This is a genomic window from Cytobacillus sp. BC1816 (assembly GCF_051353635.1).
In the GTDB taxonomy this organism is placed as follows: domain Bacteria; phylum Bacillota; class Bacilli; order Bacillales; family Cytobacillaceae; genus Cytobacillus; species Cytobacillus oceanisediminis_C.
On the sequence record NZ_CP195611.1, the window covers coordinates 855,118 to 878,295 of the forward strand.

At 45.7% G+C, this 23,178-nt stretch carries 26 protein-coding genes; 18 read left to right on the top strand and 8 right to left on the bottom strand.

Going from position 1 to position 23,178, the window contains the following annotated elements:
* Position 1 precedes the first annotated feature (1 nt).
* From kynU to ACR42H_RS04630, 6 genes are all read left to right on the top strand, one after another.
* Positions 2–1,273: a kynureninase gene (gene kynU, locus ACR42H_RS04605; RefSeq protein WP_436374878.1), complete on the top strand. Its 1,272-nt coding sequence runs from the start codon at positions 2–4 to the stop codon at positions 1,271–1,273.
* Complete coding sequence (gene kynB / locus ACR42H_RS04610; RefSeq protein WP_436374879.1) at positions 1,270–1,899, top strand: arylformamidase; 630 nt, start codon at positions 1,270–1,272, stop codon at positions 1,897–1,899. Before kynU ends, kynB begins: the two co-directional genes overlap by 4 nt.
* A 315-nt stretch (positions 1,900–2,214) precedes the next feature.
* A complete protein-coding gene (gene kynA / locus ACR42H_RS04615) occupies positions 2,215–3,069 on the top strand; it encodes a tryptophan 2,3-dioxygenase (RefSeq protein ID WP_436374880.1) in 855 nt (284 codons plus the stop codon).
* 82 nt (positions 3,070–3,151) lie between these two features.
* Complete coding sequence (locus ACR42H_RS04620) at positions 3,152–4,495, top strand: sodium-dependent transporter (protein ID WP_113882946.1); 1,344 nt, start codon at positions 3,152–3,154, stop codon at positions 4,493–4,495.
* A 213-nt stretch (positions 4,496–4,708) separates the two neighbouring features.
* Complete coding sequence (locus ACR42H_RS04625; RefSeq protein ID WP_113882947.1) at positions 4,709–5,545, top strand: STAS domain-containing protein; 837 nt, start codon at positions 4,709–4,711, stop codon at positions 5,543–5,545.
* Positions 5,546–5,612: 67 nt separating this feature from the next.
* Positions 5,613–6,206, top strand: a complete 594-nt coding sequence (locus ACR42H_RS04630) for an SAM-dependent methyltransferase (RefSeq protein ID WP_181782325.1) — start codon at positions 5,613–5,615, stop codon at positions 6,204–6,206.
* A gap of 34 nt (positions 6,207–6,240) precedes the next feature.
* On the opposite strand, the gene ACR42H_RS04635 is transcribed toward ACR42H_RS04630, so the two are convergent.
* On the bottom strand, positions 6,241–6,474 hold the full coding sequence (locus tag ACR42H_RS04635; protein ID WP_436376839.1) for a DUF378 domain-containing protein: 234 nt from the start codon (positions 6,472–6,474) through the stop codon (positions 6,241–6,243).
* A gap of 258 nt (positions 6,475–6,732) precedes the next feature.
* Positions 6,733–7,614, bottom strand: a complete 882-nt coding sequence (gene htpX, locus ACR42H_RS04640; RefSeq protein WP_436374881.1) for a protease HtpX — start codon at positions 7,612–7,614, stop codon at positions 6,733–6,735.
* 175 nt (positions 7,615–7,789) lie between these two features.
* Here htpX and ACR42H_RS04645 point away from each other — a divergent pair, with 175 nt between their 5' ends.
* From ACR42H_RS04645 to ACR42H_RS04665, 5 genes are all read left to right on the top strand, one after another.
* Positions 7,790–8,521: a DUF1836 domain-containing protein gene (locus ACR42H_RS04645; RefSeq protein ID WP_436374882.1), complete on the top strand. Its 732-nt coding sequence runs from the start codon at positions 7,790–7,792 to the stop codon at positions 8,519–8,521.
* A 103-nt stretch (positions 8,522–8,624) separates the two neighbouring features.
* Positions 8,625–8,780: a hypothetical protein gene (locus ACR42H_RS04650; protein ID WP_436374883.1), complete on the top strand. Its 156-nt coding sequence runs from the start codon at positions 8,625–8,627 to the stop codon at positions 8,778–8,780.
* Positions 8,781–8,844: 64 nt separating this feature from the next.
* Positions 8,845–9,015, top strand: a complete 171-nt coding sequence (locus ACR42H_RS04655; RefSeq protein WP_436374884.1) for a hypothetical protein — start codon at positions 8,845–8,847, stop codon at positions 9,013–9,015.
* A gap of 130 nt (positions 9,016–9,145) precedes the next feature.
* A complete protein-coding gene (locus tag ACR42H_RS04660) occupies positions 9,146–9,490 on the top strand; it encodes a MerR family transcriptional regulator (protein WP_436374885.1) in 345 nt (114 codons plus the stop codon).
* Positions 9,487–9,939 (top strand): SRPBCC family protein, encoded by a 453-nt coding sequence (locus ACR42H_RS04665; protein WP_436374886.1) that lies wholly within the window; start codon positions 9,487–9,489, stop codon positions 9,937–9,939. The genes ACR42H_RS04660 and ACR42H_RS04665 overlap by 4 nt, the downstream gene beginning before the upstream one ends.
* Positions 9,940–9,978: 39 nt before the next feature.
* Here the strand turns inward: ACR42H_RS04665 and ACR42H_RS04670 are convergent, their stop codons facing one another.
* A complete protein-coding gene (locus ACR42H_RS04670; RefSeq protein ID WP_436374887.1) occupies positions 9,979–11,316 on the bottom strand; it encodes an ABC transporter permease in 1,338 nt (445 codons plus the stop codon).
* Positions 11,313–12,002, bottom strand: coding sequence for an ABC transporter ATP-binding protein (locus ACR42H_RS04675; RefSeq protein WP_436374888.1), 690 nt, complete (start codon positions 12,000–12,002; stop codon positions 11,313–11,315). Before ACR42H_RS04675 ends, ACR42H_RS04670 begins: the two co-directional genes overlap by 4 nt.
* 204 nt (positions 12,003–12,206) lie before the next feature.
* Here ACR42H_RS04675 and ACR42H_RS04680 point away from each other — a divergent pair, with 204 nt between their 5' ends.
* Both ACR42H_RS04680 and ACR42H_RS04685 read left to right on the top strand, forming a co-directional pair.
* Complete coding sequence (locus ACR42H_RS04680; protein ID WP_436374889.1) at positions 12,207–13,433, top strand: DUF819 family protein; 1,227 nt, start codon at positions 12,207–12,209, stop codon at positions 13,431–13,433.
* A gap of 297 nt (positions 13,434–13,730) precedes the next feature.
* Positions 13,731–15,038, top strand: a complete 1,308-nt coding sequence (locus ACR42H_RS04685; protein ID WP_436374890.1) for a uracil/xanthine transporter — start codon at positions 13,731–13,733, stop codon at positions 15,036–15,038.
* A 25-nt stretch (positions 15,039–15,063) separates the two neighbouring features.
* Here ACR42H_RS04685 and ACR42H_RS04690 read toward each other — a convergent pair whose 3' ends face one another.
* The 3 genes from ACR42H_RS04690 to ACR42H_RS04700 all read right to left on the bottom strand — a co-directional run bounded on the left by ACR42H_RS04690 (position 15,064) and on the right by ACR42H_RS04700 (position 18,227).
* The gene (locus ACR42H_RS04690) at positions 15,064–15,942 is read right to left on the bottom strand and encodes an aminoglycoside 6-adenylyltransferase (RefSeq protein ID WP_436374891.1); all 879 of its coding nucleotides are present in this window, start codon (positions 15,940–15,942) and stop codon (positions 15,064–15,066) included.
* A gap of 383 nt (positions 15,943–16,325) precedes the next feature.
* A complete protein-coding gene (locus ACR42H_RS04695) occupies positions 16,326–17,810 on the bottom strand; it encodes a class I adenylate-forming enzyme family protein (RefSeq protein WP_436374892.1) in 1,485 nt (494 codons plus the stop codon).
* Between the two features lie 27 nt (positions 17,811–17,837).
* The gene (locus tag ACR42H_RS04700) at positions 17,838–18,227 is read right to left on the bottom strand and encodes a MerR family DNA-binding protein (protein WP_113882961.1); all 390 of its coding nucleotides are present in this window, start codon (positions 18,225–18,227) and stop codon (positions 17,838–17,840) included.
* 93 nt (positions 18,228–18,320) lie between these two features.
* Between ACR42H_RS04700 and ACR42H_RS04705 the strand changes: the two genes are divergently transcribed.
* Positions 18,321–19,934 carry an acyl-CoA dehydrogenase family protein gene (locus ACR42H_RS04705; RefSeq protein WP_436374893.1) on the top strand — a complete coding sequence of 538 codons (1,614 nt, stop codon included), beginning with the start codon at positions 18,321–18,323 and terminating at the stop codon, positions 19,932–19,934.
* A 128-nt stretch (positions 19,935–20,062) separates the two neighbouring features.
* Here ACR42H_RS04705 and ACR42H_RS04710 read toward each other — a convergent pair whose 3' ends face one another.
* Positions 20,063–20,320, bottom strand: coding sequence for a DUF3949 domain-containing protein (locus tag ACR42H_RS04710; RefSeq protein WP_113882963.1), 258 nt, complete (start codon positions 20,318–20,320; stop codon positions 20,063–20,065).
* Between the two features lie 134 nt (positions 20,321–20,454).
* On the opposite strand from ACR42H_RS04710, the gene ACR42H_RS04715 reads away from it, so the two are divergent.
* The 4 genes from ACR42H_RS04715 to ACR42H_RS04730 all read left to right on the top strand — a co-directional run bounded on the left by ACR42H_RS04715 (position 20,455) and on the right by ACR42H_RS04730 (position 22,822).
* Positions 20,455–20,826 (top strand): hypothetical protein, encoded by a 372-nt coding sequence (locus ACR42H_RS04715; protein ID WP_009335095.1) that lies wholly within the window; start codon positions 20,455–20,457, stop codon positions 20,824–20,826.
* Positions 20,827–21,156: 330 nt separating this feature from the next.
* Entirely contained in the window at positions 21,157–21,918 is a 762-nt protein-coding gene (locus ACR42H_RS04720; RefSeq protein WP_436374894.1) for a MerR family transcriptional regulator, read from the top strand.
* Between the two features lie 2 nt (positions 21,919–21,920).
* The gene (locus ACR42H_RS04725) at positions 21,921–22,058 is read left to right on the top strand and encodes a hypothetical protein (RefSeq protein WP_436374895.1); all 138 of its coding nucleotides are present in this window, start codon (positions 21,921–21,923) and stop codon (positions 22,056–22,058) included.
* A gap of 209 nt (positions 22,059–22,267) precedes the next feature.
* Entirely contained in the window at positions 22,268–22,822 is a 555-nt protein-coding gene (locus ACR42H_RS04730; protein ID WP_436374896.1) for a CBO0543 family protein, read from the top strand.
* Positions 22,823–23,178 lie beyond the last annotated feature (356 nt).

A 23,178-nucleotide genomic window follows, 5' to 3' on the forward strand; every position in this document is an offset into this window, starting at 1 on the left:
TATGGATTTTTTTACAAGAGAGTATGCAATCGGACTGGATACTGGCAGTGACCTGTCCTACCGGGAAGAGTTTTATATAAAAGAAGACGGAATTTATCTGGATGGCAATTCACTTGGACTGCTTTCAAAGCGTGCAGAAAAGTCACTCCTTGATCTGCTGGATTCCTGGAAGCACCATGCTATTGACGGCTGGACAGAAGGGGACAATCCCTGGTTCTATCTATCTGAAAAACTAGGAAAAGAATTGGCGCCAATCGTGGGAGCAAATCCGATAGAAGTGATTGTAAGCGGTTCCACAACCGTTAACCTGCACCAGCTTGTCTCGACTTTTTATAAGCCGGAAGGAAAAAGAACGAAGATACTGGCTGATGAATTGAATTTTCCAAGTGATATTTATGCGCTGCAAAGCCAAGTCAAGCTGAAGGGCTATGATCCTGATGATCATCTTGTCCAGGTGAAAAGCGCGGATGGCCATACGCTGAGGGAAGAAGACATTGTCGCGGCGATGACAGACGAAATCGCACTGATTGTCCTGCCGGGTGTTTTATACCGAAGCGGCCAGGTACTGGATATGGAGTATCTGACTGCAGAAGCACATAAGCGCGGGATTGAGATCGGCTTTGATCTATGCCATTCGGTTGGATCCGTCCCGCATTCTCTGAGTGATTGGGATGTGGATTTCGCGTTCTGGTGCAACTATAAGCATCTGAATGGAGGACCAGGATCAACAGGCGGATTATTTGTGAACAAGCGCCATTTTGGCCAGGTCCCGGGACTTGCCGGCTGGTTCAGCTCCCGCAAGGATAAGCAGTTCGATATGGAACATGTGCTGACAGCAGCAGAGGATGCAGGCGCATATCAGATTGGAACTCCGAATATCTTTAGCATGGCACCAATTATTGGATCACTCAGCATATTTAATGAAGCTGGCCTTGAAAGAATCCGTGAAAAATCTCTTAAACTGACTGGCTATATGATTGAACTAATTCAGCATGAGCTTGACGGACACGGATTTATCCTGCGCAACCCGCTTGATGAAAAGAAGCGAGGCGGCCATATTTATCTCGAGCACCAGGAAGCAGCAAGGATCTGCAAGGCGCTGAAGGCAGAAGGAGTTATCCCGGATTTCCGTGCCCCAAACGGAATCCGTCTGGCACCGGTGGCGCTGTACAATACGTTTGAGGATGTCTGGAAAACAGTTCAAATCCTTAAAGGCATTATGGAAGAAGAAAAATACAAGCAATTCGAAAATAAACGGGGAGTCGTAGCATGATGAAAAAAGGTTGGATCGATATTTCACAGCCGCTGACTAATAGCATTGCCCACTGGCCAGGAGATACGCCATTCAGTTATGAAACAGCTTTTACAAAAGAACAAACCGGCTCTGTCAATATTGGCAGGATTACGACCAGCCTGCATACCGGCACACATGTCGATGCGCCATTCCATTTTAATGACGAGGGCGAAAAGATCTTAGACCTGGACATCGAACTGTATATCGGGCCGGCGCGTGTGATTGATGTATCTGCCTATGAAACGGTGGATTCGGAAGTTCTGAACCGATTTGATCTCGAAGGCGTGGCACGTGTCCTGCTCAGGACCGCGCTTCCGAATAATTCGGAAGTGTTTCCGAATCGGATCCCTGAACTGACCGTGGATATGGCGGACTACCTCGGCAGTAAAGGTGTGCGTCTGCTCGGAGTAGATGTCCCATCCGTCGATGCGATCGACAGCAAAGAGATGGAAACACACCATGCTTTATATCGAAATGGCATTCATATTCTGGAAAATATCATGCTGGATGAGGTAGAAGAAGGAAATTACGAGCTAATTGCCTTGCCGCTTCCAATAAAAGAAGGAGACGGCAGCCCGGTGCGGGCGGTTATTCGGCCGATTTAAAGCGGGGTAACGGCCAAAACATCGAATTTATCGGCCAATATGGATGACCTATCGGTCAAACCAGCCTATTTAACGGCCAAATGGTCAGGTTTACCGGCCAAATAAAGATCGACTGCAACCCGCAGCAGGTTTATCGGCCAAAAAAGTAACATATCGGTCAAAGTTTTTTTATATCGGTCAATCACATAACAATATCAGTCAGATTTTCTAATATATCGGTCACTTTCCAGATATATCGGTCAGTCGCTGATGTACCGGGCCTTAGAACCAGCCCGAATCAGGAACGACAAGAACCAATTCCAAGGAGGAACCCACATGAGCAACGAAAAACACCAGGACGTAAACGCGACAACCGCTGAAAAGAGCATACATACAGATTTCACCAACAACATGACATATGGAGAATACCTGCAGCTCGACAAAATCCTATCCGCACAAAATAGGCTTTCCGGACATCATGATGAGATGCTGTTCATCGTCATCCACCAGGTGAGCGAGCTGTGGATGAAGCTGATTCTTCATGAAATGGGTGCAGCCATCGAATCGATTGAAAACAATGATTTATCCACAGCACAGAAGCGATTAGCGCGCGTTTCAAAGACGCAATCGCAGATTATTCAGGCATGGGATGTGCTGTCCACATTGACGCCGTCCGAGTATATGGAGTTCCGCGATTCACTCGGCCAGGCATCTGGCTTCCAATCCTACCAGTATCGTATGGTAGAATTTGCGTTAGGCTATAAAACTGAACATGTACTGAAAATCTACCAAAAAGATCCGGATCTGCATGCGAAGTTAAAGGAAGCGTTCGAAAAGCCAGGCCTATACGATGTAGCCATCCGGGCGCTTCACAAAGCAGGCCTGCCGGTTGATGAAGACATTCTGAACAGAGATGTAACCAGAACATACAAAGAAAATGATTCAGTCCGTGCAGCCTGGATGACGGTGTATAAAAATCCTGAAACGTACTGGGAGTTATACGAGCTTGCGGAAAAACTTGTGGATATCGAAGATTGGCTGCAGCAGTGGCGCTTCCGCCATATGAAAACGGTGGAACGGATCATCGGCTTTAAAATGGGAACAGGCGGTTCATCCGGCGTCGGCTATTTGAAAAAAGTATTGGATCAGCGCTTCTTCCCTGAACTTTGGGATATTCGCACGGAGCTGTAATCTAGGATTTAAATGGGGAATCGGGGCCCGAAAGTCTTCCTGAATCGGGCCTTTACATAAAAAAAGAGAACAGGGGGGTACTATGAGTACAAATCGAGAACAATGGTCTTCTAAATTCGGCTTTATCATGTCTTCTGCCGGTGCTGCGATTGGCCTGGGGGCGATCTGGAAGTTCCCGTATGTAGCCGGAACGAGCGGCGGGGGCGCCTTTTTGCTGATGTTTATCGCATTTACGATTTTGATTGGTCTTCCGATGCTCATTTCAGAATTTATTATCGGGCGCGGGGCACAGAAAGAAGCGGTGTCTGCCTATTATAAACTGGCGCCCAACAGTCCGTGGACCGTTACCGGCAAGCTTGGCGTTGTTGGCTGCTTCCTGCTGCTTAGTTTTTATTCGGTTGTTGGGGGCTGGGTGCTGATTTATACAGTCCTGTCGATTGGCGGCCAAATCATCACGCCTGGTGCAGCCTATCCGGAACTGTTTGGCATGATCACATCCACGCCAAGCTGGACTCTTATAGGGCTGGCAGTTTTTCTGCTTATTAACATTGTGGTCATCACATTCGGAATCCAAAATGGGATCGAAGCTGCAAGCAAATATATGATGCCGCTATTATTTATCTTTTTTATTGTGCTTGTGGTGCGCGCACTGACACTGGATGGAGCGATGGAAGGAGTCAAGTTCTTCCTGAATCCGGACTTCAGCAAAATCACAGCGGAATCGGCCCTTTATGCATTGGGACAGTCATTCTTTGCACTGGCTGTCGGCTTCTCATGTATGGTCACTTACAGCTCGTATCTGGACAAAAAAGTCAGCATCCCAAATTCAGCGGGCTCTGTTGTCATCATGAACATTATTATCTCTGTTTTGGCCGGATTGGCGATTTTCCCGGTTGTGTTTGCATTCGGATTTGAACCGGCGGAAGGCCCGGGTCTGCTGTTCATGGTCCTGCCGGCCGTCTTTTCACAGATCCCATTAGGGGAAGTGTTCCTGGCGATCTTCCTGCTGCTTTTCTTATTTGCCACCTTGACGTCATCGTTCAGCATGCTGGAAATCATCGTCTCTGCATTCATCGAAAACGGAAAGCATTCCCGGAAAAAAATCTCCTGGATCTCCGGCATTGTCATGTTCGCCGCCGGGATTCCTGCTGCTCTGTCGTTCAGCCTGCTGGGGGATTTCACCATTTTCGGGAAAAATATATTTGATGCAACCGACTACCTGGTCAGCAACATCCTGCTTCCTCTAGGCTGCCTGCTGATTGCCCTGTTTATTTCTTTAAGAATGGATAAAGAGCTTGTAAAAGAGGAATTTATGCTCGGCAGCAATGTTTCGCCAGCCATGTACACAGCCTGGAGCATCCTGATGAAAGTATTGGTTCCTGCTACGATTGTTGTTGTGTTTATAAGTATATCGGGAATTTTTTGAAAAAAGCGCCATCCCGGCGCTTTTTTACTTGTTAGAGCACAGGATTCACTAAAAAAATCAATTTCGAGGTTTATGGGCAAAATAGAAAGGGTATTAAGTGATAGGGGTTTGGAAGGATGAGGATGATATCTTCAATATTTAAGTTCAAGAGAAGGATTTTTCGTGATAGAAACGAAAGTGTATAATATATAAACCAAGGGGCGGGTGCTTAAAATGGAAGCAGCTTACAAAGAAACCAAGGATATAGCAGGATTTATTGTCGCAAATCGTGAGAATTTTCAGCGAAAATTATTATCCGAGGCTGTGAATGTGGCCTCCAAGATCAATGAAATCCTCCAAAGAGGCAATATCGATCTTTTAAAAAATGCCGAGATATTGGCTTTATATGTGGCTGAAAACAAAGAAGAAGAGCTGATTGCTTTTGCCAGACAGGAAGGCGTTGCCTGGGCGGAGCATTCCCTGACGCTTTCATTTAAGCTGGAATGGGTACAGGCCATCCGACGCACTCTGTGGTACTTTTTATATCAGTTTGACAAAGTCAAAGGGCAGCAGACCGTAGGTGATGAATTTTATAATATGGAAAAGGAAGTCAATGATCATGTTGACCAATTTTTGAATAACTTCTTCATCAGCTATTCTGATTATAAAGATGAAATGCTTAAATCACAGCGCAAACTGGTTGAGCATTTGTCGGTGCCGATTATTCCGATCAGCACTTCTGTTGCTGTACTGCCGCTGATTGGCATGATTGATTCTTACCGAATTCAGACGATTGAAGAGAAAGTTCTGATGGATATCTCATCCATTAAAATCCAAACTTTAATTATGGACCTTTCCGGAATAGCCGATATGGAAATTGACGTTATTGTTCACTTTAAAAAGATCCTGAGCGGCATCAAAATGATGGGATGCGATGCAGTCCTTACAGGCCTGCGTGCTGAACTTGTCCGTAAAATGATCCACGCCGGTGTAACATTCGAGAGCCAGGCAGAAACAAAGGGAACATTGCAGCAGACCTTACGGGAATATTTAGTGATCGAACCGAATTAAGAACAGATATTTACGTGCCTGTCGCTGTCCTTTTTGGATGGTGGCAGGCCTTTTTTCAGCAAAGGAGATCAGCATGAAAAATTTTGATGAAATGCTCAACATTCATACAAACGGTGACCAAAAAGGTTTCCATAAATCATTCCATTACCACCGCTACGAGCCCACTCCATATCAGGGCCTGGAAAAACTGTTCAGCGAATACGGGCTAAGAAGCAGTGATCGCCTGGTGGATTTCGGCTGCGGCAAAGGCCGACTGCCATTTTATATTCACTATACATTTCGGGCATCTGCTGCCGGCGTCGAGATGAGTGAAACCTTTTACCGTGAGGCACTGGAAAATCTGCAGACTTACCAAGGGGAAAAAGACAGAATCAGCTTTCAGTGCATCCTGGCTCAGGAGTATGAAATAACACCGCAGGACAGCCATTTTTACTTTTTCAATCCGTTTTCGGTGCAGATTTTTATAAAAGTCGTCAACAGCATCCTGCTCTCAGCGGAAGAGAACCCGCGCAAAATGGACATCATCTTATATTACCCTTCAGAAGATTATATTTTTTATCTGGAAAACAGTACCCCATTTGAGCTGATAAAAGAGGTGGTCCTCCAGGGCAACGAAAGTGAGCGTTTTTTGGTCTATCGGTTTAATCAAACGTTTGATTGAAACCCCTCCAGCCATATTGTGTGGGGCATTCCTTTTATCGAACAGGCCTTGATTCCGGTTCTCTTTCATATTCACGGCTCGGTTTAAAGAGGAGACCTAGATTGATCAATCCGGCAATTCCCACTAAACCATAGACTACTCTTGATAAAACTGCATCCTGTCCTCCGAATAAGCTGGCAACTAAATCAAATTGGAAAAACCCAATCAGCCCCCAATTGATGGCTCCAATGATTGTCAGTACAAGTGCAATGCGCTGGAAACCGTTCATGTTCATATCCTCTCCTCGTGTTAATTAATTTACCAGGGTGCTGCATCGGGACAAACCGTCCCAGCCATAGTACCGATGCTTTTCCTGCTGTCTATTAGAAGATTACCCGGATATTGGGGGGGCAAACAATTTTCAGAGAGTTGGAGATGAAAAAAATATGAAAAGGGTGCCCATTTCAGGGCACCCTTTTACATGTCTAGCTCCGGGGCCTCCCCTCTCGGAGGTGTCGGGGATGGACAGGAGCTTGCGCTTTTCTGCTTACTTCGCACTCAAACGTCTAATACGCTCATCCAAATCAGGATGGGTCGAGAACAGCGAAGCTTTGCTTCTGTTATTAATTTTTAAAGTGGAGATTGCTGTCTGTTCTTCACCCTTAATGCGGCTGGAGTAGGCCTTCAGCATCTGCAGGGCATGTGTCATTTTGTCCTTGCCTGCCAGATCTGCACCTCCGCGGTCGGCGTGGAACTCGCGGTGGCGGGAGTAGGCGAAGACCACAAGGCTTCCAAGGATTGAAAAGGCGATTTGGAACACGATTACAGCTATAAAGTGTACTATCGGCGCCATTTCTTCTCTGACAAATCGGGATGCCACCCAGGCTGCAATTCGTGCAAGGAAGACAACGAATGTGTTGACAACCCCCTGAAGAAGGGTCATGGTGACCATGTCTCCGTTCGCGATGTGTGCCACTTCATGGGCGATGACGCCTTCAATGGCATCGTCATCCATTTCCTGCAGCAATCCAGTTGAAACCGCCACAAGAGAGCGTTTCTTCGAAGGACCGGTTGCAAAAGCGTTCACTTCAGGGGAATGGTAGATTCCCACTTCAGGCATATGTGTTAAACCTGCTGCTCTTGATAGGCGATGAACTTTTTCCACGATGTCACGTTCGGCTGCTGAAAGGGAACTATTTGAATCCAGCACCTGGACATTCATCATTCTCTTGGCCATCCAGCGGGACATCCAAAGGGAAATGAAGGAGCCAGTGAAACCAATCACGGCACTAACCACAAGCAATGAGCCAAAATTAATACCGCCTTGGGCATTGATGTAATTACCTCCGCCAATCAGCGAGAAAATAATACTGATCGTCAATAGAACCAGCACGTTCGTCAATAAAAAGTAAAATATACGTTTACCCATTTCCTCACCCTTTAATCTATTTTGAGTTCATATGAACTTGTCATCTGACTATATAATATAATTTTTCAATTGAAATGACAAGTAAAAACTAGACGGTAAGGAAATAGACGTTGACTGTTATCCTTGAAACTATTAGGATGAAAGCATCGAAAAGAGAACGCAGGGGCTGATTATCTTGGAATTATTCCAGCTATCGAGGAAAAGCATGGCTGATTTCCTTCTGTCGCTGAAGGGGGAAGGGGGGCATTCGCCCAAACAAATCCTTCAGCAGGCATGGGCGGCCGCTCATGAAAAGAATGGAATATCAACGGAAGCTTTTCTGGATACCAAAATGCCGGCTATATTTGAAAAATTGCTGCGGGCAGATTTGCAGAAAATCGGCTTTTCCATCAATGAAATCGTCGCACTGGGAAACCAGATCGAATTTACCCATCTATCTTCGACTGCCGTGCAAAATTGGGTAAAGCGGGATGTGAAGGACCTGATTGGCAGTCCGCAGCTCGGCAAGAAATATTCGGCCGACCAGGCTGCCATGCTTTTTATCGTGGAGGATCTGAAAGCGACGCTTGATTTCGATTCGATCCGTAAAATTCTTGCTCTCCTTTTTAATGATCTGGATGACCGCTCAGACGACCTGATTGAGCCGATCCCTTTTTATGCTGCATACGCGGCCATTTTTGAAAAAGCCCATCATCACAATAGTACCGAAAAAAGCATGTACGATCAGACAGAACAATGCATTAAAAAAGAGGCATTGAAAACATTGGAGAGTTTTCAGGATTTTACTGATCAGCAGAAAGACATCGTTTCCAATATTCTTGTAACGGCTTCACTGACTGTTTTATCGGCCTATTACAAGTCGCTGACAAAGAAATATGTAACAGCTACCTTATTTTTAAATGGGTAAGCCAGGAAAGCATCGCCACTAGAGGGCGATGTTTTTTTATGCTCTTGTTTTATACAGTGATAATGATTATCATTGTTGATAGAATGAAACAGGAGTGTTAGAGATGAATACAGATTGCTTTGGATTAGAAGACCTGATATTCAGGCTGAGAAAAATAGAATACATAAAAGAAGAAATGCAGTGGCAGCTGGAGCATCAGTTTACCAATCAGCATATATTGCTCGCCGTTGTGAACGGAACGGGAGAATTTAACGATTGAAAAGGACCGCTTTCGGTTTAAGGAGAATAAGGGATATTGGATTTCGCCGGAGTTCACTTTTGAAATGACAGCAGATTCTCCGGGAGCCTTTGAACTGTATTTATTCCGTTTCGGTATCTTCCTCGACAGCGGTACAGGCGGGCTTAAAATCGATAAAAATGCCTTCCCTTCTAAAAAGGAAATCCCTTTTTATCCATCAGGAACGCTGATCTCAATCTGTGACCGCATGCATTGAGATTTGTGCTGAACCCATAATGACCAGGAGCCTTAACGGAAAATGCCGTTAAGGCTTTTTTCATGTACACTGAAAATAGCACATTGACCGTGTGGTGCACCCCACAGTTTAAGATATAAGGGAGGAAGCGATGTACAAGATTAGCGATTTTGCGGAAATGACCGGGTTAACGAAGGAAACATTGCGATACTACGCGGAAGTGAAGCTGCTGGAGCCCGCTTTTATTGACCCTGCTAATCATTACCGGTATTACGATGACGGCAGCTACTTTTTGGCTATCCTTTTACTAAAGCTAAGAAGATTAGGCTTCACCATTCAGGAAATGATTTCCGTGATGGAGGATGAATCATTCGCCAATCTGGAAGCATTGCTGATGCAAAAAAGAAAGCTGATCAAGAAGCAGGTGGAGGAGCTTCAAGGTCAAATGGAAGAAATCGATGCCTTTTTGGAATCGGGGAAGGAGGAAGAATCGTGATTCAATGGAAAGAAGAAATCATGATTGAAAGAAATATTGAAAAGGTGTGGAGCTTGTTTTCCGACCAGCACATAAAGAAAATCATGCCTAAGGTCGAAGGGCATACCCTGATCGAAAAAAGAGAAAATGAAGCAGGGGCAAAGCACAGGCAAACCTACAGAGAAGGCAAGCGCCTGGAGACCTATATTGTCGAAACACTGGCTTATGAGGATTCAGAGGTTAAAAAGCATAAGCAGATCCATTTTGTATTGGGAAAGGCCTTTGAAATCACCCTCGGATTTACGCTGATTAAAATCGATGACTCCCTCACCAGGTTTATTTATGAAGGGGAAAATAAAGGGGTCAACTTCGTTGGAAGGGCCATGCTGAAGCTTGGCGGCGACAAAAACAACCTGAAAGTGGTTGAGGAATTTTTGCAGAAGGTTCGCGAAGAAGCATTCAAGCTATAATAAAAAACATCGCCGGTTATACCAGCGATGTTTTATCTATTAAACTTCCCGCCTCATCGCCTTCAGCACATCGACTTGTGTGGCTCTCTTGGCCGGACGCCAGCCGGAGAAGATGGTGACAGTCAGACAAATCGCCACACTGATCAGAGTAAGGGACCATGGAATATAGGAAAGCATGAGGCCCTCAGGCGGGGCTTCCTCAAATACCCTTTCCAGCACGAGCGGAAGGGCCAGGTTGACCGCATAGCTTATTCCATAAGCAACAATCGTGCCAAACAGGGCTCCAAGCAGTCCGATATAGCTGCTTTCAAGGACAAAGATCCGCTTAATCGTTTTCGGATGGGCACCGATCGCTTTCATGATGCCGATATCAGGGGCGCGCTCCGTAACAGCCATCGTCATCGTATTATAAATGCCGATGGAGGCAATGATCAAAGCAATGGTTCCTATGAAGAGAAGGCCGATTTTTAGAATCGTAAAAACCATATTGATCTGCTTCATCTCGTTCACGATAGAATAAACCATATAATTGCCGTCTTTCAATTGGTCATTGATGCCTGTGACAGCCTCAACATCTTTAGCGTAAAGGCTGACCCTATCGTAAATTCGGCCGGTATCCCCGGAAGCTCCTTCCACTTGCTCCGGACTGCCGCCAGGTGTACCGGTGAATGCTTCCACTTCCTTAAAGATATCTTCGGAAATGAAGACCGTGCGGATCTGCATCCATTCTTTAGAAGGCTTTTTCGTAACCCCGGTTATGGTCAGGGGAATGGACTTCTTGATCTCTTTGCCATCCTCCATTTTGATAACTTCCATTTCAATTGTCTTTCCGACTAACGCACCCTTGTAGGCGTATTCTTCTTTTATTGAACCATCTTCATTAAAGGCGTTTTCTCCTTCTTTCGGCTCCAGAGACAGACCATCCGCAAAGGAGGAGCCAACCACCACTTCATTCTCTTTTTCTGGGAGTCTTCCTTCAGACAGCTCGAATCCTGCTTTCACTTCTTCCGGAAAATAGGCTGAAACGGCTTCTGATTGAGCGGTATAATCCTCAGTTTTAAAGATCGGGCTTTGCTGCAGAGATTGCCTGCGGGTGACTGCTTTTACCCCTGTGATTTCTCGAAAATGTTGGATATCTTCATCTTTGATGCCCTGGAAATTCCCTTCACCCGCTTCTTTGCCGTGAACCTGGATTTCCGTTACGAGGCTGTCTTCCATTACATCCTGGATGATCGATTTATGAAGCCCGAATCCGACTGATGCCAGCACAATCAGAAAGGTACATCCAATCGCTGTGGCTAAAATCGTCATAAACAGCCTTGTTTTATTCTTTTTCATATTTTGCCTTACAAATCTGAATTGATCTTTTAAATTCATGCCAATACACCCTCCATAACCCTTCCATCTGTGATTTCAATTGTCTTATGGCCGATGGCTGCCACTTTTTCGTCGTGCGTAATAATCAGAAACGTAATGCCCAGATCACGGTTCAGCTCTTGAATAAACTGCAGCAGCTCGTTTTCTGTTTCGCTGTCCAGGCTTCCTGTCGGTTCATCAGCGAGAATGAGGGGAGGATTCACGACAAGCGCCCGGGCGATGCTGACGCGCTGCTGCTGTCCGCCGGAAAGCTCACTTGGATAATGATCTTTATATTCGATAAGGCCTACCCGCTTTAACGTCTCTTCCGTCTTCTGCTGTCTTTCCTTTTCAGTCATCCCTTTGAGAATGAGAGGGAGCTCAACATTTTGGTAAGCTGTCATGCTCGGAATCAGCTGAAAACTCTGGAAAATGAATCCGAGATACGCCAGGCGGAAATCAGCGAATTTGCCTTCGTTATAGTCACTGACCTTTTCACCATGAATCCAGACCTCTCCATGCTTTGGCTTAATAAAACCGCTGATGATATTCAAAAGCGTTGACTTCCCGGATCCGCTCCTGCCCACAATCGTGACAATCTCGCCTTTTTCCACCGAAAAAGAAACATCCTCCAATACAGGAATAACCGTCTTCTTTTCTTTTTTGCCAATCTCAAAAGCATGGCTTAATTCTCTAACTTCAATCACACAATAACCTTCCTTCTAAAAAAGTGTCTGCAATCTAGACGTACGAAACAGCACTTTCGGCTTCAAAAAAATATAAAATAATTTTTGGTGACAGGCGCCGCCCAATTTGTCGAATCATTTTCGTGTGGTTTGAATATTTTGAATTTTAAAAGAGATAGGGCTAATATGAGTAGTAGTGACACTGTAAAAAAGGAGGAAATGCTATTGGAGCAGACACTTATTAAAGCCGATGATTATGTAACACTATGGGGAATTATTGTGGTGTGGGCATCGGCAAGCATCTATCTGGAGCAGCGATACAGCTGGGCAGCAAAAATTTCAGGGGCGATTGTTGCCCTGATTGGCGCCATTATTCTATCCAATACCGGCATTATTCCGACAGCATCGCCTGTATATGATGCAGTCTGGACTTTTATCATTCCGCTTGCGATCCCATTGCTTCTTTTCCATGTGAAGATTAAAAGAATCTGGCAGGAAAGCGGCCGGCTGCTGATTATCTTTCTGGTCAGCTCCATCGGGACAGTGGCAGGGGTAATCATCAGCTTCTTCTTGCTGAAAGATCATATACCTGTCCTTGATAAACTGGGCGCGATGCTCACCGCGTCCTATATTGGCGGCGGGGTAAACTTCGCGGCCATGGCGGCAAAGTTCGAGACGCCAGGAGAAATGGTATCAGCAGCAGTTGTCGCCGATAATTTAATGATGGCCATTTACTTCGTCGCTCTTATGACGGTACCGGCCATTGGCTTTTTTCGGCGCCGGTTTAAAACGCCGCATGTTGATCAGGTGGAAAGCGGTAGTATAGGAGAAGAGGGGAAGACACTTGCAGAGAGCTTTTGGAAGCGAAAGGACATCTCCTTAAAGGATATCGCGTTATCCGTCGGAACAGCCTTTTTGCTGGTGGTTGTTTCGTTTAAAGTCGCTGAATTCCTGGACGCAGCCATTCCTTCGGGGGATGACGTTTCTTTTTTTATCAATCTCGTAAACGGGCTGTTTGGCGACAAGTATTTGATGCTGACCACTCTGACGTTCCTGGTTTTGGCCATGTTTCCGAGATACTTCGAGTCTATTAACGGAAGCCAGGAAATCGGCACATTCCTGATATACCTGTTCTTTGTCGTGATCGGCATCCCGGCATCGATCCCGCTGATTATCGAAAATGCCCCTCTGCTGCTGGTGTTTGTGTTCATTATCGTCGTAGTGAACCTGACCGTATCTTTAACAGCAGGCAAACTATTAAAATATGACCTCGAAGAAATCCTTTTGGCAAGCAATGCCAATGTCGGCGGCCCGACCACCGCTGCCGCCATGGCCATCGCCAAAGGCTGGAAGGATCTGATCGGGCCGATACTCGTTGTCGGAACACTAGGCTATATCATCGGGAACTACGTCGGAACCGCGCTAGGACTGTGGTTTTCCGGGTTTATGTAAACGTGGAGCTGCGCCCGCAATGGATTTTTTGCGGGCTTGTCCTTTTGCATGCCCTTCACATCGGTTAACATCTCTAGTATAGCGGTCAATTAAAAATTAAAATCGGTCATAATTTCACTTTTATCGTCAGCTTCTTATTATATCGGTCAGCCGCTGATATTCCAGACTCCAGCTCCTCATTCTCCCAAATTCCATCCTTCTTCAAGAAAAATCCAAAGATATTTTTCCTGATTTGTACTATAATAATAGCTGGTTTATTTTTAGAGAAACGAAATAATAGAAAGCGGTGTTGATACCTTGGATAAACGGTTTGGTACCGTAACGATATTTTCTTCTGTTCAATGGCTATTTTTTATTTTTGCAAATACTGTGATGGTCCCGATTTCGGTTGGAACAGTCTTCGGGCTGCCGGGGGAAACGATTGCATTGATGCTGAGAGCCTCGCTTATCTTTACGGGGCTGGCAACCATTTTTCAAGGCTGGAAAGGGCATCGCTATCCGCTCATGGAAGGCCATTCCGGCTTGCTGTGGGGAGTCATCCTAAACCTTGGCCTGTCGGCATCGTCCCTTGGCATGAGCTATACGGAAATCGGGGGCGGAATTGCGACAGGCGTCCTGCTCGCTTCGGCTGTTACCCTAATTCTAGCAGCCTTCAACGGCATCTCACTGCTAAAATCAATATTCAGCCCTATGGTGATGTCCGTTTACCTGTTCCTATTAACCTTCCAGCTGATTTTTATCTTTTTTAAAGGCATGATGAAGGTTAGTGAACAGGGCACCATTGATGTTCCCATCACCCTTTATTCCTTTGCACTCGTCATTTTTGTGAGTTTATTAAAATTAAAAGGGAACGCCGTCATCAGCAATTTTTCTATTTTAATAGGGTTGCTGGCAGGATGGATCGGCTATGATCTCCTGTTTGCCGGTCAAGCAATGCAGGGGACAGCGTCCGGAGAGTTAAGCTTTACGCTGTTTCCGCTGGGACAGCCTAACCTCGAAATCGGAATTGTAGCCGTCGCCTTTTTTGCCAGTCTGATGAACCTGAGCAACACAGTCGCTTCCATCAGCTCCAGTGACCGCTTATTTAAAAAAGAATCCGGGAAACGCGAGTACCGCGGATCGATTTTTATCACCGCAGTATTTACAGTGATGGGAAGCGGGTTTGGCCTCGTGCCGTATACTCCATTCACCTCATCGATCGGATTTCTGCAAAGCACGAGGATATTGATGAGAACACCATTCTTCATTGGAGGCGCGCTCCTGACGGTCATTGGCCTGATCCCGCACCTGGGTTCATGGCTTGCCGGCATGCCGGTAACAGTCGGAAACGCCGTGCTGTTTGTCGCGTACCTGCAGCTGTTCGGGACTGCTTTCAACAGCTTAAGCGGAAAAGTGTTCAACTCAGACACAATCTTCCGTTTAGCCGCACCCGTTCTAATCGGCATCAGTTTAATGAATACACCTGCTGCGGTATTCGCGGAATTGCCGGTTTTGATTCAGCCATTCCTATCCAACGGGCTTTTGATGGGCGTCCTGATCTCCATTCTTCTTGAAAAAATGGTGAACTGGTCTGCGTTCGAACAGCTGGAGTTAAAGAATAATTAGAAAAATCCCCTGTGAAGGGGATTTTTTAATAGATGGATGATGCATCGGCAGGCAGGGTTCGGACATGCTTTAAAAATGCAGTTACACGCTTATCATCTTCAAATGGGTACTCGAAGCCAAGTTTTTCTGCGACCTCGACGGCTGTATTTCTGAAAAGGGAGCACATTGTGAAGAGGGCTTCCCATATGTGATTAAAATCGGCGTCTGAATAGGTGGATTTGAACTGCTCCCATACCTTGGCAGGAAGAAAATCGGGCAGATACTTGCCTGCTTTGCCTGAGCTTTTTGTAAAATCGTCTGTGATGCCGACCTTCCATTCCAGCATTGTAATCATCACATGGCGGTTAATCTGCTCATGCATAAACATTGCGTAAGTAAGCTCCCTGCGCCAAATCCCTTTGCTGATATTCATCGTGATCCACCAAAATTCATTACAGAGATCCGCAAATTCCTGCGCACTCGGTTTCTTGATAAGATAATCCCGATCACTGGCTGGCGGCAGGTACCCAATCAGCCCATCCTTATCAAGAAGCAGCACACTCAGACTGTCGGGCTCCAGCAGTTCATCTATCTTTTCAGCCGGAATCAAAGTCAGATCAATCCGGTTCCCGTCCATAAACTGCATCAGATAAGGGAAGCGTCCATGCCCATCGGCAGGCGGCAGCACCTTCTCCTCCGGCATCTGCATCATAACCCGCTCACCAAAGACATTCACCCAGCTATGATCACAGGTAAAGGACTCCATTTCCCTAACTACGTACACAATATCGTAATCCTGAAAAATATCCTTCCTCACATTCGGATTCGCGCGCGAACCATTCAGAATAACTGCGCGCACCCGCTCATCTTCCCGGGCTGTTGATACAATCAGATTCATCATCTCGGTTTCGGTTCTTGACTTCATGTGGCCTCCTGGATTGTTTGGTTATACTATTAAGATACTTTTTTTAGGGGGGAATTCCTGCTATTTTTATTATAAACCCGAAAAAGGGCAACTGAGTTGGAGGGAAGTGCTTTAATATTTCTGCTGTATCCCTTATTTGGTCGTTAATAGCACGGATTACCGATTATTCTTTAAGAATGGATCTCCCTTTTCGTTGTTATACCTTGAGATTAAATAATTTGAAGCCTTCATGAAGCCGAAAAAGGCACCAGAGCCAGAAAAATGGTCGCCATGAAGCCTTCATGAAGCCGAAAAAGAAACCAGAGCCAGAAAAACGGTCGCCATAAAACCTCCATAAACAAAAAGAACCAGGCGCCTTTCCAAGCACCCGATCCCCCTTCCAATTAAGAATGCACCAACTTTACCTGCTGCTTCAAAATCTTCCCGCTTGCATTCCGCGGCAGTTCATCCACAAAGGAATAAATCCGCGGACATTTAAACTCAGCCAGATGTTCAGCGGCAAATGCGCGCAATTCCTCCTCTGAAGCATCTCCCTTAAGCACGACAACAGCCTTAACGGTTTCGCCCCAATCTTCATGCGGCACACCGACCACACAGGATTCCAAAACCGCGTCATGCTTTGCGAGTACTTCTTCGACTTCACGCGGATAAATGTTGACGCCGCCCGAAATGATGACATCCTTTTTGCGGTCGACGATGTAAAAGTAGCCATCCTCATCCCGATAGGCAATGTCGCCAGTATAGAGCCAGCCATCCTTTATCGCGGCATTCGTTTCTTCCAGGTTATTGTCATACTCCAGCATGAGGCTGTCACCTGTCAGGAGAATCTCGCCATATTCATTCGGATCCGTATCAGTGCCATCCGGCCGGACGACCCGGATTTCCATATTAACAGTCGGATTTTTGCCGATGCTTCCGGCCTTGTCCAGATGCTCCTCCGGATATAGCAAAATTCCATTCGGGCCCGCTTCCGTCAGCCCGTAAACCTGATAGAAATTTTCATTCTGGAATGCTTTTTTCACATGGTGATAGGAGGCCAGTGCCAGCGGACCGCCGCCATACGCAAAAACACGCATGCTCGATAAATCATAAGAAGCTAAATCCGGATCCTTGGCCGCAAGCAAATAGGCGACTGGTGCCGCAAATGAGAAGGTCGTCTTTTCCTGCTGAATCCAGTTCAGGAATCCTTTTGGTGTAAAGTCGCTGATCACATGGGTTGCTCCGCAATAAAATCCGCTCATGAAAAATGTATTTAGTGGAGCAGAGTGGGAGAGCGGCATCAGGGTAAGCATGGAATCTCGATGGGTCAAGCTGAAATTAACCGAAACCGCGGCGGCAATCGCAAGAATGCGTTCATGGTTAAACACAACTCCCTTTGGCATACCGGTTGTTCCGGATGTAAAAAGAATCTCGCAGACATCCCGCGAATCAATCGGCACATGTAGATTGCCTTCAGAAAATTGAGCTGAAGCCCCAACAATATCCTGAATCGAAAAATAGTAATTCAAATTTTCTTTTAACGAGGTCACCGTTTCAGCAAGCTCATCCTCATACAGAATCCCTGCAGCGCTCGCATTTTGAAAAATAGCCCCCAATTCCTTCGGTGTCAGACGGATATTTATCGGCATCGGAATGGCGCCGATCTTCATGCAGGCAAAAAAAGCAAAAAAGAAGTGTTCATTATTGCGCGACATCACTGCAATCCGGTCGCCGTGTCGGACCCCTTCATCCTGAAGATATCTTGCGAGCCTGTTGCATGTGCGGTTCATGTCACCGTATGTAAGGCGGTTCGACGCCGTAATAAAGGCGTCCTTTTCAGGAAACTTCCTTGCGTTTCTCTCCAATACTCCGTGAATCGTTGTTCCCACTCAGCTCAGCCCCTTTTAAAATGAATTTTATGTTTTCACCCGGCTGTTTTCATACTTTTCTTTGTAAGTCAGAATGTCTTCCCGCAGCATTTGCAGCTGCATAATCTGCTCTTCAATTTCCTTTAGCTTGCTGTCAGCGAAGGCAATAATCCTGCTTTTTTCCGCTTCACCTTCCGGATTTGATTCATAAAGACCAATCATCTCCTTGATTTCCTGAAGGCTGAAGCCGAGCTTTTTTCCGCGCAGAATCATCTTCAGGCGGCGGCGCTCACGATTCGTATAGGTGCGCTGCTTGGTCAGGCTGTCCCGATTTTCCGAAAACAGCATTCCAATTTCCTCGTAATAGCGGATCGTCCTGGAGCTGATGTCAAACATCGTCGCGAGCTCGCTGATGGTAAAAACTTTTTCTTCTGTCATTATGCATCCTCCTAGTTGACGTAAACGTTAACATAGTTTTATAATAATTCTGAAAATTAGTATTTGTCAATTAAAAAAAGGAGTGATTTTTCCATGACGATAACTTCCCAGGACCAAAAGGTAAGAGGAAAGAATTCATACACATTTGATGAGTTTTTAGAGAAGCGCAGCAGTCTGAATTGGTATAAGAATGATCCAATTTTGCAAAAGGCCTTAAAGAAATATGCAGGCGCGAAATATGAACAGATACATAATGAACTGCAGCATTTTTCTTCTGCTGTTTCTTCCAGATGGAACCCCCTTGCAGAAAGAGCGGCAAGGCCGGAAGCCCGTCCGTCTATGCTTCATTTTGATGCCTTCAATCACCGCATTGACCGTGTCGTCCGTCCAATGGAAACGCATCAGCTGGAAAAAGAAGTGTTCGGTGCAGGTCTCTTTTCAAGCAAAATGCCAGCCTGGGAAAGTTTTGCAAAGCGGATGCTGATTCATCAGCTGGGGGAAGCAGGTGTCGCCTGCCCGCTGACATGCACGATTGGATTAATTGCACTCCTTGAACAATATCCGAATGAAGATATTCCAGAGCTGGAGCAAATTTTACAGCATACGAAAGAGGGGCTGGAGGGGGACTTTGCGATTGGTGCCCAATTCATGACAGAAATCCAGGGAGGATCGGATTTGCCGGCCAATGTGCTTGAAGCTGTTCCAGATGGAAAATACTATCGCCTCTTCGGCAATAAATTTTTCTGTTCGGTTGCCCATGCCGACTATTCGGTGGTCACGGCGAAAATTTCAGGCACTGATAAAGTATCGACATTCATCGTTCCTTCCTGGCTTTCGGGAGATAAAGATAAAGAAAAACGCAATGGGTATGAAATCAACCGGATCAAGTGGAAAATGGGCACGGCCGAGCTGCCGACAGGGGAATTTCAGTATAATGGGGCTCTTGCTTACCCGGTTGGGCCGGCAGGAAAAGGGGTGGCCGTTGCAGCTGGCATCGTCCTAACACTATCCCGCCTTGAAATTGGCATTGCCTGCGCAGGATTCATGCTCCGAGCAGCACGTGAAGCCAGTCTCTATGGCAACTTCCGGACTGTTTTTGGCAAAAAGGTAAAAGATTACCCGCTATCAGTGAGAACACTGAAGAAAATTGAAGATGCCGCACACCGCACAACGGCAGGAGCTTTTAAAATCTATCATCAATTCCTGTTTCTTGATCAGCCGCTGAATGCGGGTATTCCGGTTGATCAGCCAATTGAACTGAGAAAGCAGCTGTTTAACCTTAGGGAGCTTGTGCTTCTGCAGAAAATCTGTGCAACAAACGAAGGAGCAGAGGTGCTGCGCGATGCCATCTCCGTCTTTGCTGGCCATGGTGTCATGGAGGAATTCTCTTCACTGCCGCGCATTTTCCGCGATATTGTCGTCAATGAACAGTGGGAAGGCCCGCGCAATTTGCTGCTGACGCAAATATACCGCGATATTCAGAGAGTGACAGACTGGTATCCGCCAGCTGATTTTGTAGCGAATGTGCTTGAAGGAGCTTCACAGGAAACGATTGATCGATTTGCCGAGCAGCTGACAGATCTGCTGCAGCGTCCGGTGTGCGGGGAAGTCAGTGAAGCCTCCATGGAAGCGGCTGAAGAGTGGGATGTGTTTTGTGATTCCTTTTTTAAAGCGTATCAGAAAATTGCGCTGGAAGAATTGCAGTAAAAAGAGATGCCTGGCGGAAGCACGCCAGGCTATTTTAATCACAGAACCGTGAAGATTTACAAAAAAAATAAATAAATCCTTTAAAAATCTCAATATAACTTCGAAATTTAACTTTTCCGTGAAACCGGTTAATGCTTAATCCGATAGATAATCGATGCCAGGAAATTAGCCAGAAAAAAGACCGGGTTTCCCTGAATGTTCTCATGTAGAACCAGCTCCCCTGCTCTCATATTGTCATACATTTTTCCATGTGTTTTCCCCTTTGCTTTATTTTGGGCTTCTTCTTTTTTTAAAGCGATTAAAAAGCGGTATTGCATCGGCAGGATCAGAAGAGATAGTAATACATATAGTCCGAGTATTCCCCAAAAAATGTTTAAAAGCATCATGTCCCCTCCTAGTTAATTCCATTTTACACCAAATCATTGGTGTTTGAATTAGAACATATGTTCTTTAATGATGCATAAAACCGCAGCTTCCAAAATAAGATGAAGTATCATCCAAGAAAAGGGGCGATCCACACATGATTACAAAAGAGATGCTGGTCCGTTTTGATGAGCTGAACCGCAGGAAAAAGGATTTGGAAGCCGAACTCGATAAACTCAAAGATATGTTCCACCAGTATTTCGATACAGCAGTGGGACAGAATGAAAAAGGAGAAGTGAAGATTGACAGCTATAAATTGCAGAGGCAGATTAGAAGGACAGAAAAATTCGACCCCGCTCCGACTGTCAGCAAACTGGAGGAGCTGAATCTTCTCGACCTGATTCAAAAGCGGCCTGACGAAGGGAAAATAAAATCTGCTGTGGATCTGGGATTGATTAAGGAGGCGGATCTGGAAGGATGCAGAATTTCCAAGACAACCGCAGCTCTCCTGATTAAAAAGCTGGATTAATTTTTTTATCAAAAGTGTTTGACCTTCACGCTGCGTAAAGGTGTATCGTAATAAACAGAAAGTACTTTCTAGATTTTTCAATGTCTAGCTGCAGTGCCTAGCCCCTCGGGGTCATAAGCCAAATCACTCCAGAAATCAGGAAAGGAAAGCTTCGGCAGCGATACATCGCCCGACCAAAGCTTGCTTTGGGAGGTTTCCTGCGTGATTCGTCTTATGCCTGTCGGGCTTGCACAGGATGTGCTGACTTCAACGTTCGCCACAGGACGTGGCGGTTTTTAGTTGAAGTTCATCTGGAGGCACATCCGCTTTTCTTGAAAGGAGGCCTATCGCATGGAATACACAGTGCAGAAGCTTGCGCAGCTGGCTGGGGTCAGCTCGAGAACCCTCAGGTATTATGATGAAATTGGCATTCTTAAGCCGGCAAGAACCAATTCGTCAGGATACCGGATTTATGGCCAGCAGGAAGTTGACAGACTCCAGCAGATTCTGTTTTACAGAGAACTTGGCATCAGCCTTGATCAGATTATGGAAATTATCACAGCACCCGCTTTCGATGCTGCGGACGCACTGAAGGAGCACCGCGAGAAACTCCTTGAGAAAAGAAAGCAGCTCGATCTGCTTATTACGAATGTAGAAAAAACCATAGCGTCAGCTGAAGGGAGAACGACCATGTCAGACAAAGAGAAGTTTGAAGGATTCAAAAAGAAAATGATTGAAGATAATGAAAAACAATACGGAAAAGAAATCCGTGAGAAATATGGCGATGAAACGGTTGAAAAATCCAATGCCAAACTCATGAACATGACCCAGGAGGAGCATGAGGCCGTAACAAAACTGGCTGAAGAGGTGAACACCACTCTAGCCGAAGCCATGCAAACTGGCGATCCGGCAGGCGAGCTTGCACAAAAAGGAGCAGATTTGCACAAGCAGTGGATCACTTTCTATTGGAGTGAATACAGCAAAGAGGCCCACGCCGGCCTGGCAGAAATGTATGTGGCAGATGAAAGGTTTAAAGCGTATTATGATAAAGTCCGCCCAGGTGCGGCCGAGTTTTTAAGAGATGCGATTAACATTTATACTGGACAGCAATAGGAATGAAAGCGGCTGGCTCTGCCAGCTGCTTTTTTGTGAGAAAACTTTATGCGCCGCTGCTGCTGCTGATTGCGTTGTTTTGGTGGATCATTGTGCTGTTCTGCATCATGATTGCGCCGTTCGCCTATAAAATGGGTTAACAACACCTGTAAATGCGCCATCAAACCAGATATACGCCATTTCAATCAACAATTGCGCCATCCCCACCATAATTGTGCCCACCAGCAGAATATTTGTGCAATCCCGCCACCCCCCAATATTTCACTAGAACCATCGGCTTACTGTATGTAACTCATCGCATGGGGAAAGATGAATAACATGATACCAACTCGGGCAGGCAGGTGATGAGATGAGCCGTATTCCTTCATTTACAGATGAGCAAAACCTTAGGGACAAGTTAAGAGATGTTTCACTTGAACATTGGCTGAAGGAGGATTTGTTCAGCTTTAATTGGTGGCTGCTGCTGGCTGCCAGCATTTTGCCGTTTTTTATTTGGTGGAGGCTGGTGGATAAGGGGCGGCTCTTTGAGATACTTGCTTTCGGGCTGCTATGTGCGATCTTCGCCTGTTTTCTTGATGTTGTGGGATTAAACTTTCTTTTGTGGGGATATCCGGATAAGCTGTTCTACTTTATTCCGCCGTTAGTGCCTGCAGATTTTGTGGTGATACCCATTTCGGGAATGCTTATTTATCAGTATTTTAACACGTGGAAAAGCTATGCAGCTGCAGCGGTAGGCCTTGGAATCCTGTTTGCTTTTATCTTTGAACCGTTATTCAGCTTTTTGAATATGTTTGTCCTTATTAACTGGAAACACACCTATTCCTTTATCGGTTTTATCATCTTTTTTCTTGGCGTACGCCTTTTAATGCAGTCCTTAAAGCGTACGGCTGAAAAAATAAAATAAGCGGTCAGCAAAGCTGGCCGCTGTTTTACTGGATTAATAGTCAGAGCTATGGGAACATTTTTTACAGCAGCAAAAATGCCGGTGTTCGAATGAGCATTTCTTGCAAGGGCAATGATGAATTTCCGGTGAGCATTTTTTGCAGGAACATCTTTTATGCTCATCAGAGCATTTTTTACAGGAACAGTGAGGTTTAAAATCACTCGTGCATTTCCTGCAGCCGTGATGTTCATGTTTGTCCTTCTTTTTGCAGCAGACTTTCTTCTTGTAATAATATTCTTCAACACAATATTGGCACATGGGATTCACTCCTTTCTCTCCTACTAATATATGAAGGAAAGAACAGAAGGAAAGAGCCC